This is a genomic window from Streptomyces sp. DvalAA-43 (genome assembly GCF_900091725.1).
Taxonomy (GTDB): Bacteria; Actinomycetota; Actinomycetes; order Streptomycetales; family Streptomycetaceae; genus Streptomyces; species Streptomyces pulveraceus.
The window spans coordinates 239,686-253,553 of record NZ_FMBW01000044.1; the positions used below are offsets into that span (position 1 = coordinate 239,686).

Genomic DNA, 13,868 nt, shown 5'->3' on the forward strand with positions numbered 1-13,868 from the left:
CATGACCGAGTCCATTCCGCTTGCCCCGCCGCAGATGGTGCAGGGCGACCCGCGCACGCTGACGCTCCTCGACCACAACGCGAGGTTCCTGCCCCACGAGCAGTTCCGGCAGCTCGTCGCGAACATCGAGCGCGACGGGCACCTGACCTCGACGCCGCTGGTGTGGAACGACCGGGAGACGGGACGGCTGGTCGTCCTGTCCGGGAACCACCGCACGCTCGCCGCGGTCGAGGCCGGCCTGTCCACGATCTGGTGGATGCAGATAGACGAGCCGCTGCCCCGGCAGCGGCAGATCGCGCTCCAGCTCTCGCACAACGCGATTGCGGGTCAGGACGATCCGGCGATCCTCAAGGAGCTGTACGACGAGCTGGAGAACGTGGAGTGGCGGCAGTACACGGGCCTGGACGACAAGACGCTTGACCTGCTGGAGAAGGTGGACGTCGCCTCTCTGGGCGAGGCGAATCTCGACTTCGCGTCCGTGCAGTTCATGTTCCTGCCCGCCGAGCTGGAGCGCGCAGAGGCAGCGTTCGACGCGGCCCGCTCCACGGCGACGGCGGATGAGCGGTGGGTGGCCGGGCTGGAGCAGTACGAGCCGGTGCTCGATGCGCTGGAGACCTCCCGGGCCGCGTACAAGATCGGCAACTCCGCGACCGCGCTCGGGGTGATCCTCGCGGTGTTCGAGCGGCACCTGGGCGAGTTGGCCGAGGGCTGGTTCGACGCGGACACCGGGGAGCCGACGCGGGCGGGGACTGCGCCGCTGGAGTCGGTGTTCGGCGTGCGCGATCTGCCGGTGGAGACGGCGGCCGTCGTACGGGCGGCGATCGACCGGATGGTTCGGGATGGCACCGTGCCCGCCGACGAGCCGTGGCGGGCGCTGGAAGTCCTGGCCACCCAGAGCAACTAGACGGCCGTCGGCCAGGAGGTGAGCGGTGGCCGAGGGCACCGTGGAGCCCTGGGAACGGCAGAGCGGGGAGTCGCCCCAGGCGTTCGAGGCGTTCGCCGTGTACCGCGATCTCGGCCCGGCGCGCAGTGTCACGAAGGTGGCACGGGAGTTGGATAAATCCCGCGCGCTGGTGGGCCGGTGGTCGCGGCAGTTCGCATGGGTAATGCGGGCGATGGCGTACGACCGGGACCAGGACCGGGAGTTCCGTGCTGAGCTGGCGCAGGCGCAGCGGGATATCGCCCGCAGGCACGCGAAGTTGGCACAGGCTGCACAGAGCAAGGCCGTTGCCCGGTTGCAGACCCTCGACCCGCGGGAGCTGTCGCCTTCGGAGCTGCTGCGCTACATCCAGGTCGCCACCGAGATCGAGCGGCGCGCCGTGGGCGAGGCACCGGTGACCGGGCCCGCCGAGGACGGGGACCAGGGTGCGGACGTGGCCGGGCTGTCGGACGAGGATCGCCGGGCCCGGATGGAGCAGTTGCGCCGGGAGCTGGAGCGGCGGCTGTCGGAGGGCGGTTCGTGAGCCGGGGCCGGGCCAAGCGCGGCTTGGTCGAGGGGTTCGCGGACCCGTCGGTGATGAGCGAGGAGCAGCTTCGGGCCGAGGTCGCCGCGCTGGTGCGGGCCGATGAGGTGTCGGCGCGGCGGTGGGCGTGCGAGGTCCCGGACTGCGACGGGCTGCCCCATCCGGGGTGGCTGCACCACCATGCTCGTGCGGCGCAGCGGCGGCCGTTGTGGCTGTGGACGGTGTGGATGCTGCTCACGGGCCGTGGCTGGGGGAAGTCGCGGACGGCGGCGGAGGCGGTACGGGATTGGGCGAGGACGCCGGGGCAGCAGATCGCGGTGGTGGCGAAGAACGCCACGCTGGTGCGCGACATCTGCTTCGAGTCCCCCAAGAGCGGGTTGCTGTCGGTGTTCCCGCCGGAGGAGATCGTCAAGTACAAGTCCGGCTTGGGCGAGACGACGCTGTGGTTGACCAACGGGACCGTCATCAGGGGGTTCGGCGCGGAGACGCCGGACAACCTGCGCGGGTGGGCGTTCGACAAGGCGTGGCTGGACGAGTACGCGGCCTGGAACCGGATCGTGGCGCAGGCGGTCTACGACATGATCTGGTTCTGCCTGCGCGAGGCGGACGCTCCGCAGGTCGTGATCTCCACGACGCCGAAGCCGCTCCCTCACGTCAAGCGGCTCGTCGAGCGCGGCCGTGCGCAGGAGAAGAAGCACCGGGAAGGCGGTGCGCCGCCTCGGGTGGTGCTGACCCGCGGGCACATGCGGGAGAACGACGCGAACCTGAGCATGGCGGCCCGGGAGGAGCTGGAGGAGGAGTACGCCGGCACGCGCCTGGGACGGCAGGAGCTGTCCGGGGAGCTACTCGAGGACGTGGAGGGCGCGCTGTGGAAGGGCTGGATGCTGGAGGTCGAGGGCTTTAGGCCCCGCCCCGAGCACCTGCCCGACCTTCAGCGGGTTGTGGTGGCCGTGGACCCGGCGACCAAGAGCCACGAGAACGCCGACATGACGGCCTTCACCGTGGCCGGGCGCGGCTTCCCGGTGGAGTCGATGTTCGGGGACGACCGGCCGCGCGGGTATCTGCTGCACGCCGAGCAGGACCGGTACACGCCGACGCAGGCGATGAAGCGGGCCGCGCAGCTGTATCACGAGCACCGCGCGGACTGCGTGGTCATCGAGGCGAACAACGGCGGCGACTACCTGCCCGCGCTGCTGGAGCAGGTGGACCCGACGGTGAACTGGCGAATCGTTCATGCGACGCGGGGGAAGCGGGCGCGGGCGGCTCCGGCTGCGCAGTTGTACGAGCAGGCTCGGGTGTCGCACGTCGGTCCGGCGCGGGTGTTCGCTGAGTTGGAGGAGCAGATGACCACGTTCGTCGGTCAGGGTGAGACGGAGGACTCGCCGGACCTGTTGGACTCGGCGGTGTGGGCGTTGTGGGACCTGTTCCTCGATCCGGCGATGCCGCCTCCACGGGGCGGGAACGATCAGCGGTTGAGCGGTCGCCGGTGAGCTGGGAGCACCACATGCACTCCTTGGGGTTGTGGAGCGGCGAGCCGCTGAGCCAGTAGGCGCCGTTGAGTTGTGCGGTGGGCGCGGGTGGCGTGTCGGGGGCGTGGAGGGAGCGCATGTCGGGGTAACGACGAACGGCGTGGCGAGGAACGGGCGTTGTCACCGTGGGCGTGGGTGGTTCACCCGCTGTTTGGGTTGTTCTGGGGTTCGGGTTGCGTGCTGGCGGGGTGTGCGTCCGGACGCAAGCACATATGGATCATTCCTGCACCTAAGGGCATGATCTGGGTGTTTGGTTCCGCAACTTCTGGCAATTCTGCGGGAGTTCTCGGGAAACGCCCGCAAGTCTCGGCAATCGTCTTACGCCTGCTGTTACGCCTGGTCAGACTGCCGGTTGACTTGCCGTCTGAGACGAGGGGCGAATGGTGAACCGTGCTGCGATAGCGGGCGTGGTGTTGGTGGTGGTCGGGGCCTGGGCCGTCAGCGGCTGCTCGGAGGGTGACCCCGCTCCGGCGGCGGAGGTGCCGTCGTACGGGCCGAGGCCGCCTGGGTACGTCGATCCGGTGACGGCGGCGAGTCGGCAGTTCAAGTGCTTGAAGGGCACGGAGTTCGACGCCCTCGAAGCGACGTTGACGACCACCCGCGTCGGTGATCCGGGCCGCGATGCACAGGAGATCGAGATCGGGGGCTGGGTGGTGGATGGCAAGCCCGAGCCTTCGCTGAAGCTGCGCCGCGCGTCCTGGAAGAGCGAGCTGAAGCCGATGGACGCCGAGTCGAAGCGCATCCTCACCGACCACAAGTGCCCGGTGACCTGGTGATGGCCGACGGCAGTACGGAGGCCAGGAAGGAGCTGACGAGGCGGCTCGACCGGATGCGCTCGGAGATGACCGCCACGGAGTGGGACCTGTCGGCGGGGCTGCTGCGGATGTGGGCGGTGCATGGCGGTGGGCGTATCCAGTTCCGGCTGGAGGCCGAGGACCGGCGCGTGTTCACCCCGGCGGTTCAGGCTGCGGTGCTGGAGGCGTGGGAGCTGGCACGGCCTGTGGTCAAGGAATCCGGCGGGGTGGCCGAGCTGCTGCTTCTGCTCGATCAGGTGGCCGGAGAGGCCGAGCGGGACGCGGCTGCACTGGAGGGTATCGCGCAGGTGAGCGGGATGGACGGGGACGCTTAGGCTGATGTGACGGCGCGGGGCCGAACTTCCTGGAGTGGACGTGGGCCTGCGCCAACTGGTGATCGACGCGTGGTCGTGGCTGAACTACAAGCCGGTGGTCGCTGAGGCCGGCCGCCCCGGTAGCCGCGCGTTTCCGGAACTGGCCAAGACGTGGATGCCATCGCACGAGTTGCGGCGGCTGGCCGCGTACAAGGTGTTGGCGTCGTACGACAACAACCAGGCCGGGCAGCTCGCGGCCTTCGGCGGCGATGAGAGCGCACTGGAGCGTCGGGAGCTGGGCGACGCGGCGAACCTCGTGGACACGGCGCTGGGCTACCTGCTCGGTTCGGAGCAGAAGGTCTCGGTTGAGGGCGCTGAGCACGCCGACGAACAGACGCCGACGCCGGGCGCGGCGGAGGCCGCCGCCGTGCAGAAGCGGCTGCGGGCGTGGGCGGACAAGGAGCTGCTGACGTTCCGGGTCCAGCAGGCCGAGCGGGCAGCGGTGCTCCTCGGGGACAGCGTGATGGTGCTGGCGTGGAACCCGGACAAGCAGCGGCCGACGCTCAGGGTGTACGACCCCGGGTTCTTCTTCCCGCAGTGGGACGACGACGCGGACGACGACTTCCCGACCCGGGTGCATCTGGCGTGGGAGCTGCCTGCGGACGACGACGCCGGACTCAAGGCGCGGGTCCGTCGGGTGACGTACGAGCTGGGCCCGATCTCCGAGGGAGACGAGGAGGGCTTGGCGGGGGCGCGGACATATCCGTGGGAGCCGGGCCGGGCGTCCAACGTGACGTGCTACCTCACGGACGCGGAGTGGCTGCTGGAGGACCTGAAGAACGGCGAGACGCTGGACCGGCTGCCGATGAGCAAGGCGAGCTTCCGGCTCGGCGCGGACGGCACGGAGCTGAACCGGCTCGACTTGCTGATCGACTTCGTGCCGGTGGTGCACATCGCGAACACCATCCCGGACGGCGGCGAGCACTGGGGCCGGTCCGTGCTCGCTCGGGTTCTACAGGCGCTCGATGAGCTGGCGGCCACGGACTCCGACGGCTCGGCGGCGTCCGCGACTACGGGCACGCCGATCATCGGTCTCGCCGGTGCGCGGCTGCCGGTGGACCGGGCGACGGGCAGGCCGCAGGAACTGGAGGTGAAGGCCGGGGCGGTGTGGCAGCTCGGTGAGACGGGCCGGATGGATGCCCTGGACACGTCGCCGCAGTTGGCCGAGTTGCGGGCGCGGGTGGATCACCTGCTGGAGCGGATCGCCTCCAACTCGCGGGTGACGGCGGCCGGGCTGGGGACGCTGGACGCCACGGAGGTGCCGTCGGGGTACGCGTTGAAGTTGGCGCTGGGGCCGCTGGATGCGCTGATCGGCATGATGCGGCTGGCCAGGGAGCACAAGTACCGGCTGCTGTTCAAGATGGTGCAGAGGCTGTACCAGGCCGGGCGGGCAGAAGGCTGGACGGCCGGGGAAACGCTGACGGCACGCCTGGCATGGGCGCCGCACACGCCGACCGACCGCGGGGCGGTGCTGGAGGAGGTCGTGAAGGCGTACGGGGCCGGGGTGCTGTCGCTGGAGACGGCGGTGACGATGCTGCTGGAGGCCGGGTACCCGATCAAGGACGCCTCGCAGGAGGTGGAGCGCATCCGGGCGAAGGCGCAGCAGGAGGCCGAGGTGCGGATGGCGGAGGCGGCTGCGCGGCGCGGGCGCGACGAGGATGAGGAGGACCAGGCAGACGACGCTGGTCCGGGCGCGGGCGAGGAGCGGAAGTCGGTGAAGAGGGAGAGCGAGCGGGAGCCGGTGGGCTCGGGCCGGTGACGCGGACGCCGGGGTGCGTGGGCGGGGAGTCAGCGCCAGATGCCGCGTGCGCGCATCAGCTCGATCTGGGGTTCGGTGACGTTCTCGCGGTACTCGGCGTGGTCGTACGGCGGTCGGTCGGCGTAGAGATTGGCCGGGTAGATGCGCTGGTCGTACAGGGCGCGGTACAGCTCGGTGCGCAGGTCCTTGGGCCAGTTCGTCCACGCGGCGGTGGTGCGCTGTCGGCGCAGGGCAGGCAGATCGATGGTGGCGGTGACGAACGAGGCGACGCCGCCGTGGTCGAGGTGGCCGACAGTGCGGCCGGCGTGGTCGGTGATCGTGGAACGGCCCCCGAAGAAGTCGACGCGCTGCCCGTCGCCGCCGGTGTAGGAGGCCGGGTTGGGGGCGAGGACGTACATGAGGTTGTCGAGGGCGCGGGCCCGGTTCTGGATGTCGAAGGCGTCGGAGGCGACGCCGGGCAGCGGGTAGCTGGTGCGGTAGGCGATCTCGCACCCGCTGAGAGCGAGACCGCGGGCGTTCTCCGGGTAGGACGCCTCGTTGGCCATCATGACGCCGAGGCGGCCGATGGCGGTGTCCGCGACGGGCCAGTAGGCGTCGGGGCCGTTGCCGTTCAGCTCGGTCCACTGGTCGAGGACGTCGTGCGGGCTGAGGCTGTGTTCCATCGGCGGTAGCGGGGTGAGCTTGTAGTGCCGCAGGACGATCGCGCCGGTCGGGGCGATGACGAAGCCGATGTTGAAGTACCGGTCGGGGAAGGCCGGGTGGAGGGCCTTGGCCTGCGCCATGATGTGGACGCCGAACTCGCGAGCCCAGCGGCTGAGTTCTTCGCTCTCCGCTCCGGGGAGGGTGATCGCGCAGGTGCGGGCGTAGGTGGCGTGGTCGAGGTCGTGGATCTCGTCGGTGAACCCCTGGAGCGCGCCTTCGGGCAGGGCGACCAGACGGACAGGGTGGTCCAGGCCGCCGAGGGCGACGGCGGTTCGGGTGAGCGAGTACAGGTGGTCCAGGTTGGTGGCGATGTCGTCGCGGTCCTGGATCTCGGTGATCTCCGGGATGAGTCCGACCGCGGTGTACGGGTTGATCGTCATGGGTGTGGCCTCCTTGTTCGACGCCATCCTGCGAGGGCAGTCGGACAACGGAAGTTGCGCCGGAGGGTATCGAGGTAGTCAGCGATGAGGGGGTGCCGGTGCAGGTTTCCAGGAGGGAATCATCCGAAGAGGGGCGTGTGCGGCTGTATGAGCAGGTGAGGGCAGTGCCGTACGCGACGGACGGTGCGCACGACGGTGAGTCGCTGCTCGTGGTCGGCCGTGGAGACTGCCTGGCGAAGGCCGGGTACTTGCTCGCTGGGCTCCGCGCACAGGGCTTGGTGGCACGCCCCGTTCGCTGGCTCTATCTGCTGCCGCCGAGACCCGACGAGGTGTACGGGCTCCGTTCTCGTGAGGACGTGCACACGGCAGTCGAAGTGTGGCTGGCGGGACGGTGGGTGATGGTGGACGCGACGTTCGATCCGCCTCTGGCGGCTGTGGGTTTCACCGTCGGACAGTGGGACGGGGCGACGGATACCGCTCCCGCCTGTGAGCCTGCCGGACCTTTGTGGCGTCCGGGTGAAGGACCGCCGCCTATGCCGAGAGGCCACGGGACGGGGCCCGACCCAGGAGGCCCCGCGTACCGCACCGCGTTCAATCGGTGGTTGCGCGATGTTCGGGCTGCGGGCGAAGCCTGAGCGGGGCGTGTCGGTAGTGGTGGCTACACTGATCGGCAGCGCGGGGGCGCGCTCTGGAGGAGATGCATGGTCCGGCCCCTGCCGCCTCGCCGTCCTGTCGGCCACCGCCGTGACGGACGGCCGATCTATCCCATCCTCGGTGCCTCCTCGGAGGACGAGACGAACGACCAGCTCGATGACGCCAACGACGACGGCGGGCAGGAGCAGCAGGTCACGTTCTCCCAGGACCGACTGGGCAAGATGCTCACCCGCGAGAAGGCCCAGGGCGAACGCGCGGCCATCAAGCGGCTGTTGAGCACACTCGGGTTCGACAATCCCAAGGCACTGACCGAGTTCGTGACCACGCAGCGGGAGGCCGAGCAGGCCGCGCTGTCGGAGATCGAACGCCGCGAACAGGCCGCGCAGGAGCGTGAGTTGCAGGCGGCGCGTCGGGAGGAGCTGGCCGCCGAGCGCGAGCGTGCGGCGCTTCGCCGGGCCGCGCTGGTCGCCCTCGGTGCCGAGGGCGATGACCTGGTGGACGCCGAGCGTCTGCTGGCCGTGGACGACGAAGACGCCGACGAGGCGCAGATCCAGTCGGCGGCCGAAGCCCTGCGTACCCGCCGTCCCGAGCTGTTCGGGGAGGTCCGTACCCCGGTGCCGGCGGCTCCCGCCGGTGCACCGGCCGGACGCGGCCCGACCCGTACGACGCCCGTGTCCAAGCCCGGCTCCGCAGGGCTGGAGATGGCCAAGCGCCGGGGCCTGATACCCGAGTTCAGCGACACAGCCGCCCGGTAGTTCCGGGCCCGCATCCAGGGGACCACGCCCCGCAACTTCGTGGACGTCACCGCCTCCGTGGGCGGTGTGCGGAAGTCACCGCAGCGTCCATGGAGACACGCACATGACCATCCAGCCCGTCTCGAAGTCCGAGTACACCACCGCCAATCGCGAGTGGCTGGCTTCCCTGCACGGCACCGACTCCGTCGACACCATCACCCTCGACCTGAACCTGTTCTGCGAGGGCACGCACTACGTGTGCGGCGACGGCTGCGACCCGTACGGCCGCGTCCTGTCCGGCGTGCCGGTCGGCCGCGTTGCGGAGTCCGGCCTCTACGGCCCGTACGACCCGGACGCCCACTGCGGCCGCCAGATCCTGCGCGGCTTCGTGATCGCTGAGGCCCCGTTCGCTCCGGGCCAGACCCGCGTCCCGGCCGCCCTCCTGTGGCACGGCGCGGTCAAGGCGTCGAAGGTCCCCGGCGGCATCGACGTGTCCCAGCTCGTGTGGCACCCGCGTGCCGCCCAGATCCGCTTCGTCTGAGCGGGGGCCTGAGCTGTGACGATTCAGGACCTCCTCAAGGACGTCTCGGTCATGGACCTGACGACGTTCGCCAGGGCGATCCCGTCCCCGAAGGACTTCCTCCTCACCCAGACGATCTTCCCGACCGTCGAGCTGCGCGAGGTGAAGTGGCGGACCAAGGACTCCGGCCGCTACGTCAACGTCGCCAAGTACCGGGCGTTCAACGCCTCCGTCCCGTTCGCGACCCGTGAGGCGTGGCAGACCTCCCGCGAGGGCGCGCTGCCTCCGCTGGGGCAGAAGCTCGTCGTCTCCGAGCAGGAGCAGATCCTGCTGGAGGCGTCGCACGGCTCCGATCAGGACCGGCTGATCGAGCTGCTGTACGACGACGTGGAGCGGCATGTCGAAGCCATCCGCTCCCGGCTGGAGCTGGCCGCCGGCGACGTGCTCGCGGACGGCAAGTTCGAGCTGGAGCAGGAGAACGGGCTCACCCTCGAAGTCGACTGGGGCGTGCCGGTGGAGAACCGGCCGGTCGCCCGTATCCCGTGGTCGGACCCGGCCTCCGACCCGATCGCGGACGAACTGCGGTGGATTCAGCAGCTCGACGACATCGGCGCCCCGGAACCGGAGCTGGTGATCACGAGCCGGAAGGCGTTCTCGTACCTGGCGGCGAACAACGCGTACAGGGCGGCGTACTACGGGAGCGTGAGTCCGTCGACTACGCCGACGGCGACGCTCACCCCGCAGCAGATCAACGTGGTGCGCGGCAACTACTCGCTGCCGCCGATCACGTTCTACAAGGCGCAGGTCCGGGTCGACGGCAAGCCCCGCAAGGTGCTGCCCGAGGACCTGTGGATTCTGGTGCCACCGGAGCGGGAGAAGTGGGCGCAGACCATGTACGGGGTCACCGCCGAGGGCCTGGTCCTCTCGCGCGGCACGAACCCCGAGATCGTCCGCGAGGACGCGCCGGGCCTGATCATCACCCGAGGCGTCCAGGACGACCCCGTGCAGATCTACACCAAGGGCGCCGCGGTCGGGATGCCCGTCATGCACACCCCGGACGCCCACATCGTGGCGAAGGTCCTGTGATGGCGGGCCGCGGGCGGCTGAAGGCCGCGGTGTACGTACAGGACCCGTCCTCGCGGGAGGAGCTGATCCTGCTGCCGGGCGAGTGCCCGGACCAGGAGGTGGCCGTGCTGATCACCAACCCGGACGCGTGGGAAGAACTGCCGGAGGACGGCGACGAGCTGGTTTCGGTCGAGAAGTCGGAGCAGTCAGCCGACGAGGCCGACGGTCAGGAGGCGGCGGCCGGCGGAGGCGGCGCGAAGAAGTCCGCGTCATCGAGGCGGGGCGGAGGCCGGTCGGCGTCCGCGTCGTCGTGACGAACTCGAGGCGGCCCGCTGCCGGGGACAGCCCGGTGGCGGGCCGCGCCGCGTGGAAGGAGTAGCGGGTGGACGAGTTCCAGCGGTCGTGGCTGCTCGCGCAGCTCGGGCCGGACACCGATCCGGCCGACCTGGAGCGCCGCTACTTCCGGCTGCGGTCGGTGCGCGCGGTGGCGCTGGAGGTACTGGGCGAGCGGCGCGCGAAGCTCCTCGCGGACCCGCTGAAGGTCACCGTCGACGGGGTCGTGACGATGGACCTCCAGGAGAACCTTCGCGGGATCGAGAGACAGATCGAAGGAGTACGGCAGAGCCCGGCTCCTGACGAGCCAGGAGAGGGTGACGAGGCGGAGGACGCGGTGACGATCCTGGCGACCACGCAACTGGTTCCCGTCCGTCGCTACCGCTAGGCGCAGGGCCGGAGTCGGCATAGACCCTCCCGCGACGCCGGGTCTCTCTGCGATGCGGGCTGGCGGCCGAAAGAACCGTCAGTCAAGGTGGTGCCTACATGCGGAGTGGTCCTCCCCACATGCCCTGGGGAGGACCACTCGGCATCCAAAGGGCTGATCAGTCGACCACGCCGAAGTCGCCTTCTCCCGAGTGCAGAAGACCGACGAATCCCGTCCAGGCTGCGTGGGTGAAGGCGATGGCGGGGCCGCCCTTCGCCTTGGAGTCACGCACTCCGACCAGGCCAGACTCGGTGATGGTCGCCGAATTGACGGTTGTCTCGACGCAGTTGCCGTTGTCCTGTGAGCTGTACGAGGACTTCGTCCATTCCTCCTCGGACGCCAGGTCCGTGGAGACGGGGAAGCGGTTCTGATGAGTCATGTCCACAGTTTCTTTTCGAGGGCGTGCAGAATTTGCGGCGTCTGATTCGGTCCCGGCGCCGCCTTCACCATGGCATCGAACTGCCGCTGGTACTGCCCCACATCCGAGTCCTTCGACCACATGGTCGTGGCCTTGGCGCTGTCACTCTGAACCACCGGGCCGAGGTCCACAAACTCCAGAACCGTGAAGTTGAACGCTGCTCGGTAGGTGGGCAGGTCTTCGGGGATGATCTGGACCTCAACGTTGTCCAGGTCATTGAGGCGGATGATCTCCGCGTACTGCGCACGCATCACGTCAGGCGAACCGACGACCGTGCGCAGCGTGCTCTCTGTCAGAATTATGTGTACCTCGGCGTCGCCCGATGAGATGAGGTTCTTGCGCTCCATACGCGTCCGGACCCCTTGCTCGACGAACTCGGTAGTCCGCTCCTCCACTACCTTCGCGGACGCTCCGAGAGCCTTCGCGTAGGACTTCTCCTGGAGGAGTCCATGCACCACGTTGTTCTCGTACCCCCGGACCTTGATCGCATCTCGCTCCAGTCCGAGGTACATCGGCATGCCCGAGGGCAGGAGATTGCGGTACGAGGTGAAGGGCTCCTTGCTCAAGGAGTCTCGCTGCATCTTGAGCAGTTCGGCGCGGTCGTCCAGGTCCCGGACCTCGTAGTAGTCCAATAGCTTTTCGAGGTCCCCGAGCTTGGGCAGCGGGATGTCGCCGGCCTCCACTCGGCTGATCTTCGAGCGTGAGAAGCCCAGAGCCGTTGAAACCCCTTCGGCGGTCCGACCTGGTACGCGCTCGCGTAGAGCGCGGAGTTCTTTGCCGAGCATGACCCGCAGGTATGTCGGTCCTCGTCGTGCGCCCACCTGTCCCCTCACTTCGGTGTTCTGTTCGTCGGATCGAGGCCCCAGCCCGGCAGGACAGAGTATCTGTCCTGCCGACAAGGGCTTCAGTTCGGAGTCTGGCACGCGCTGCCTCCCGTGCAACACCCTCTGTCGGTTACGAGGCACTTGCCAATGTGGACGCTGACGTACTCACATGCGCAGGCTCCCTTGAATGTTAATTGGTGTGTGCGCAAGGCTGGTTGAGCCGCCGAGGAACCTGCCTCGTAGAGGGGGGAGGAGCTTGCGCGGTGAACCCGAACGCGCTGCTGCGAGAAGCCGACGAGCCGTCACTCGTCGGACATCTCTGATCGTAGCGGCGCGCTTCGGCCACAGCCTCACGTACCGCCAACTGTGACAGGTGCCGGACGATGACGAAGACGACCGATCGCGCAGATCGTCAACTTTGCGCCGACGCACGCCCGCTTCGCGGGCAGCCGTACCAGCAGGAGTTGACCCCGGACCCGAAACGTCTGGGCGCCATCCGACGCATCTTCGCTGCCCACATCCGTTGCTGGGGGTGGCCGGAGGTTATCGACGAGGCGGTCATGTGCGTGACGGAGATGCTGGCCAACGTTCACCACCACGCGGGGGGTGATTGCGAGCTGCTGCTTGAGCCGACGCCGTACGGGGTGCGCATCACGGTCAGCGACACCAGCTCGCAGTTGCCCGAGGTGCGAATGCCGAAGTGGGACTCCGGCAGTGGGCGCGGCATGTGGCTGCTCAGCACGACCGCCCACGACTGGGGCGCTGAGGCCACGCCTACCGGGAAAGACGTCTGGGTCGAACTGCGTCCCTCCACTGAGGAGGCCGCAGCGTGAACCCAACGCCGAGCCGCCGTCCGGTGAACGAGTTCAGTGTCGGCGCAAGGAGATTCATCAGTTCGCTGCGCGACTCCTTCCTCCGCGACGAGGACTTGGACAACGACTTAAACGCGGCTCTCGGAGCGGATGAGGGTCCGATGGGAGTGGCTGGCTCAAAGCGCCAGCGGAAGCAGCGACGTGGGCTGTTTCGCTGCACCGCACCGACGCGCGACCGCGGAACGATTCACGCGCTTGGCCGGTCCGTGACGCGCCTGGACCGGATGCTCGGCCACCTCGTGAGCATCGCAGAAGAGCGCGAGTGGGAGCCTCCGTACCCGAACGTCGCGGATCTCATCAACCGGGGAAGGGATCTGAGGCGGCAAACACCGCGCATTGTCTGTGAGTTCGCGGCGAGCCAGGCGCATCTTCGTCTGATGGCGATGGTTGCTCTTGACCTCTTGGACGAGCTGAGCGATGACGAGCCGGAAGAGGCTCTCGCCATCAGCCCGTCACCGGGAACGGGCGGTGGCCGGGCATGAAGTATCTGCCGCGCACGTATTGGTGTCATGCGGACCACAGCGGTGCCGGGGCTGGCTCGGCTGTGCTGAACGACGTCATCACAGACTCGCCGGGCATCGCCGTCGAGTGGGTGCGTGAGTCCGTCCGCGCCGTCAGCGTGGCCCTGGACCGCGAGACCTTCCACGCCGTGTGGGGATGGCTGGGCGATCACCGAGCAGTTGAAGCGGCCGTGATCGAGCTGCGGCGCGGCAAGCCCTACACCTTCACTGCGGCCACTCCAGCGACGAAGTGGACGTGGACCGCGTATCCGGTATCGGTCCTACCGCTGCTGAGCATCTGTCCGAGAACGGCATCGCGCCCGCCCATTAGGGAGTTAGCCACTGCCGGTGCCAGCGGGACGCCTCCGTGACCGAGCACTCCCTGATCGCCCGAGCAGGTTCCACGAGCTGCCTCAGATGTACGGCACGCCCTCAACTACTCAACCTCGCAGGGGATGCGACGTGATCGTCTGCGCTGCCACGACAGTCGGAGCACCATGAACGCCTCCGTCCCGCACCG

General features: G+C 68.8%; 18 protein-coding genes. 15 read left to right on the forward strand and 3 right to left on the reverse strand.

Annotated elements, in window-relative coordinates; translation table 11 throughout:
• Position 1 precedes the first annotated feature (1 nt).
• From GA0115234_RS17805 to GA0115234_RS17830, 6 genes are all read left to right on the forward strand, one after another.
• On the forward strand, positions 2-904 hold the full coding sequence (locus GA0115234_RS17805; protein WP_093542776.1) for a ParB/Srx family N-terminal domain-containing protein: 903 nt from the start codon (positions 2-4) through the stop codon (positions 902-904).
• 25 nt (positions 905-929) lie between these two features.
• Positions 930-1,463: a hypothetical protein gene (locus GA0115234_RS17810; protein ID WP_093542778.1), complete on the forward strand. Its 534-nt coding sequence runs from the start codon at positions 930-932 to the stop codon at positions 1,461-1,463.
• Positions 1,460-2,953, forward strand: a complete 1,494-nt coding sequence (locus tag GA0115234_RS17815; protein WP_093542780.1) for a terminase large subunit domain-containing protein — start codon at positions 1,460-1,462, stop codon at positions 2,951-2,953. The genes GA0115234_RS17810 and GA0115234_RS17815 overlap by 4 nt, the downstream gene beginning before the upstream one ends.
• Positions 2,954-3,372: 419 nt before the next feature.
• Positions 3,373-3,768, forward strand: a complete 396-nt coding sequence (locus GA0115234_RS17820; RefSeq protein WP_141718437.1) for a hypothetical protein — start codon at positions 3,373-3,375, stop codon at positions 3,766-3,768.
• Positions 3,750-4,121: a hypothetical protein gene (locus GA0115234_RS17825; protein WP_093542784.1), complete on the forward strand. Its 372-nt coding sequence runs from the start codon at positions 3,750-3,752 to the stop codon at positions 4,119-4,121. The genes GA0115234_RS17820 and GA0115234_RS17825 overlap by 19 nt, the downstream gene beginning before the upstream one ends.
• 40 nt (positions 4,122-4,161) lie before the next feature.
• Complete coding sequence (locus tag GA0115234_RS17830; RefSeq protein ID WP_093542786.1) at positions 4,162-5,919, forward strand: hypothetical protein; 1,758 nt, start codon at positions 4,162-4,164, stop codon at positions 5,917-5,919.
• 29 nt (positions 5,920-5,948) lie between these two features.
• Here GA0115234_RS17830 and GA0115234_RS17835 read toward each other — a convergent pair whose 3' ends face one another.
• Positions 5,949-7,001 carry a nitrilase-related carbon-nitrogen hydrolase gene (locus GA0115234_RS17835; protein WP_093542788.1) on the reverse strand — a complete coding sequence of 351 codons (1,053 nt, stop codon included), beginning with the start codon at positions 6,999-7,001 and terminating at the stop codon, positions 5,949-5,951.
• A 98-nt stretch (positions 7,002-7,099) separates the two neighbouring features.
• Between GA0115234_RS17835 and GA0115234_RS44345 the strand changes: the two genes are divergently transcribed.
• The 6 genes from GA0115234_RS44345 to GA0115234_RS17865 all read left to right on the forward strand — a co-directional run bounded on the left by GA0115234_RS44345 (position 7,100) and on the right by GA0115234_RS17865 (position 10,695).
• Complete coding sequence (locus GA0115234_RS44345) at positions 7,100-7,636, forward strand: transglutaminase domain-containing protein (RefSeq protein ID WP_161275611.1); 537 nt, start codon at positions 7,100-7,102, stop codon at positions 7,634-7,636.
• A gap of 66 nt (positions 7,637-7,702) precedes the next feature.
• A complete protein-coding gene (locus GA0115234_RS17845; protein ID WP_093542792.1) occupies positions 7,703-8,410 on the forward strand; it encodes a hypothetical protein in 708 nt (235 codons plus the stop codon).
• A gap of 103 nt (positions 8,411-8,513) precedes the next feature.
• Complete coding sequence (locus GA0115234_RS17850; protein WP_093542794.1) at positions 8,514-8,930, forward strand: K structural protein; 417 nt, start codon at positions 8,514-8,516, stop codon at positions 8,928-8,930.
• Between the two features lie 15 nt (positions 8,931-8,945).
• Positions 8,946-9,995 carry a major capsid protein gene (locus GA0115234_RS17855; protein ID WP_093542796.1) on the forward strand — a complete coding sequence of 350 codons (1,050 nt, stop codon included), beginning with the start codon at positions 8,946-8,948 and terminating at the stop codon, positions 9,993-9,995.
• On the forward strand, positions 9,995-10,288 hold the full coding sequence (locus GA0115234_RS17860) for a hypothetical protein (protein WP_093542797.1): 294 nt from the start codon (positions 9,995-9,997) through the stop codon (positions 10,286-10,288). Before GA0115234_RS17855 ends, GA0115234_RS17860 begins: the two co-directional genes overlap by 1 nt.
• A gap of 68 nt (positions 10,289-10,356) precedes the next feature.
• Positions 10,357-10,695 (forward strand): hypothetical protein, encoded by a 339-nt coding sequence (locus GA0115234_RS17865; protein WP_093542799.1) that lies wholly within the window; start codon positions 10,357-10,359, stop codon positions 10,693-10,695.
• 157 nt (positions 10,696-10,852) lie between these two features.
• Here GA0115234_RS17865 and GA0115234_RS17870 read toward each other — a convergent pair whose 3' ends face one another.
• Together GA0115234_RS17870 and GA0115234_RS17875 are read right to left on the reverse strand one after the other, a co-directional pair.
• A complete protein-coding gene (locus tag GA0115234_RS17870; protein WP_176729192.1) occupies positions 10,853-11,113 on the reverse strand; it encodes a DUF397 domain-containing protein in 261 nt (86 codons plus the stop codon).
• Positions 11,110-12,075 carry a helix-turn-helix domain-containing protein gene (locus GA0115234_RS17875; protein WP_141718438.1) on the reverse strand — a complete coding sequence of 322 codons (966 nt, stop codon included), beginning with the start codon at positions 12,073-12,075 and terminating at the stop codon, positions 11,110-11,112. Before GA0115234_RS17875 ends, GA0115234_RS17870 begins: the two co-directional genes overlap by 4 nt.
• Before the next feature lie 284 nt (positions 12,076-12,359).
• Here GA0115234_RS17875 and GA0115234_RS17880 point away from each other — a divergent pair, with 284 nt between their 5' ends.
• The 3 genes from GA0115234_RS17880 to GA0115234_RS42340 are packed head-to-tail and all read left to right on the forward strand — an operon-like array spanning position 12,360 to position 13,719.
• Positions 12,360-12,809: an ATP-binding protein gene (locus tag GA0115234_RS17880; protein ID WP_093542803.1), complete on the forward strand. Its 450-nt coding sequence runs from the start codon at positions 12,360-12,362 to the stop codon at positions 12,807-12,809.
• Positions 12,806-13,330: a hypothetical protein gene (locus GA0115234_RS17885; RefSeq protein WP_141718439.1), complete on the forward strand. Its 525-nt coding sequence runs from the start codon at positions 12,806-12,808 to the stop codon at positions 13,328-13,330. The genes GA0115234_RS17880 and GA0115234_RS17885 overlap by 4 nt, the downstream gene beginning before the upstream one ends.
• Positions 13,327-13,719: a hypothetical protein gene (locus GA0115234_RS42340; protein ID WP_176729193.1), complete on the forward strand. Its 393-nt coding sequence runs from the start codon at positions 13,327-13,329 to the stop codon at positions 13,717-13,719. Before GA0115234_RS17885 ends, GA0115234_RS42340 begins: the two co-directional genes overlap by 4 nt.
• Positions 13,720-13,868 lie beyond the last annotated feature (149 nt).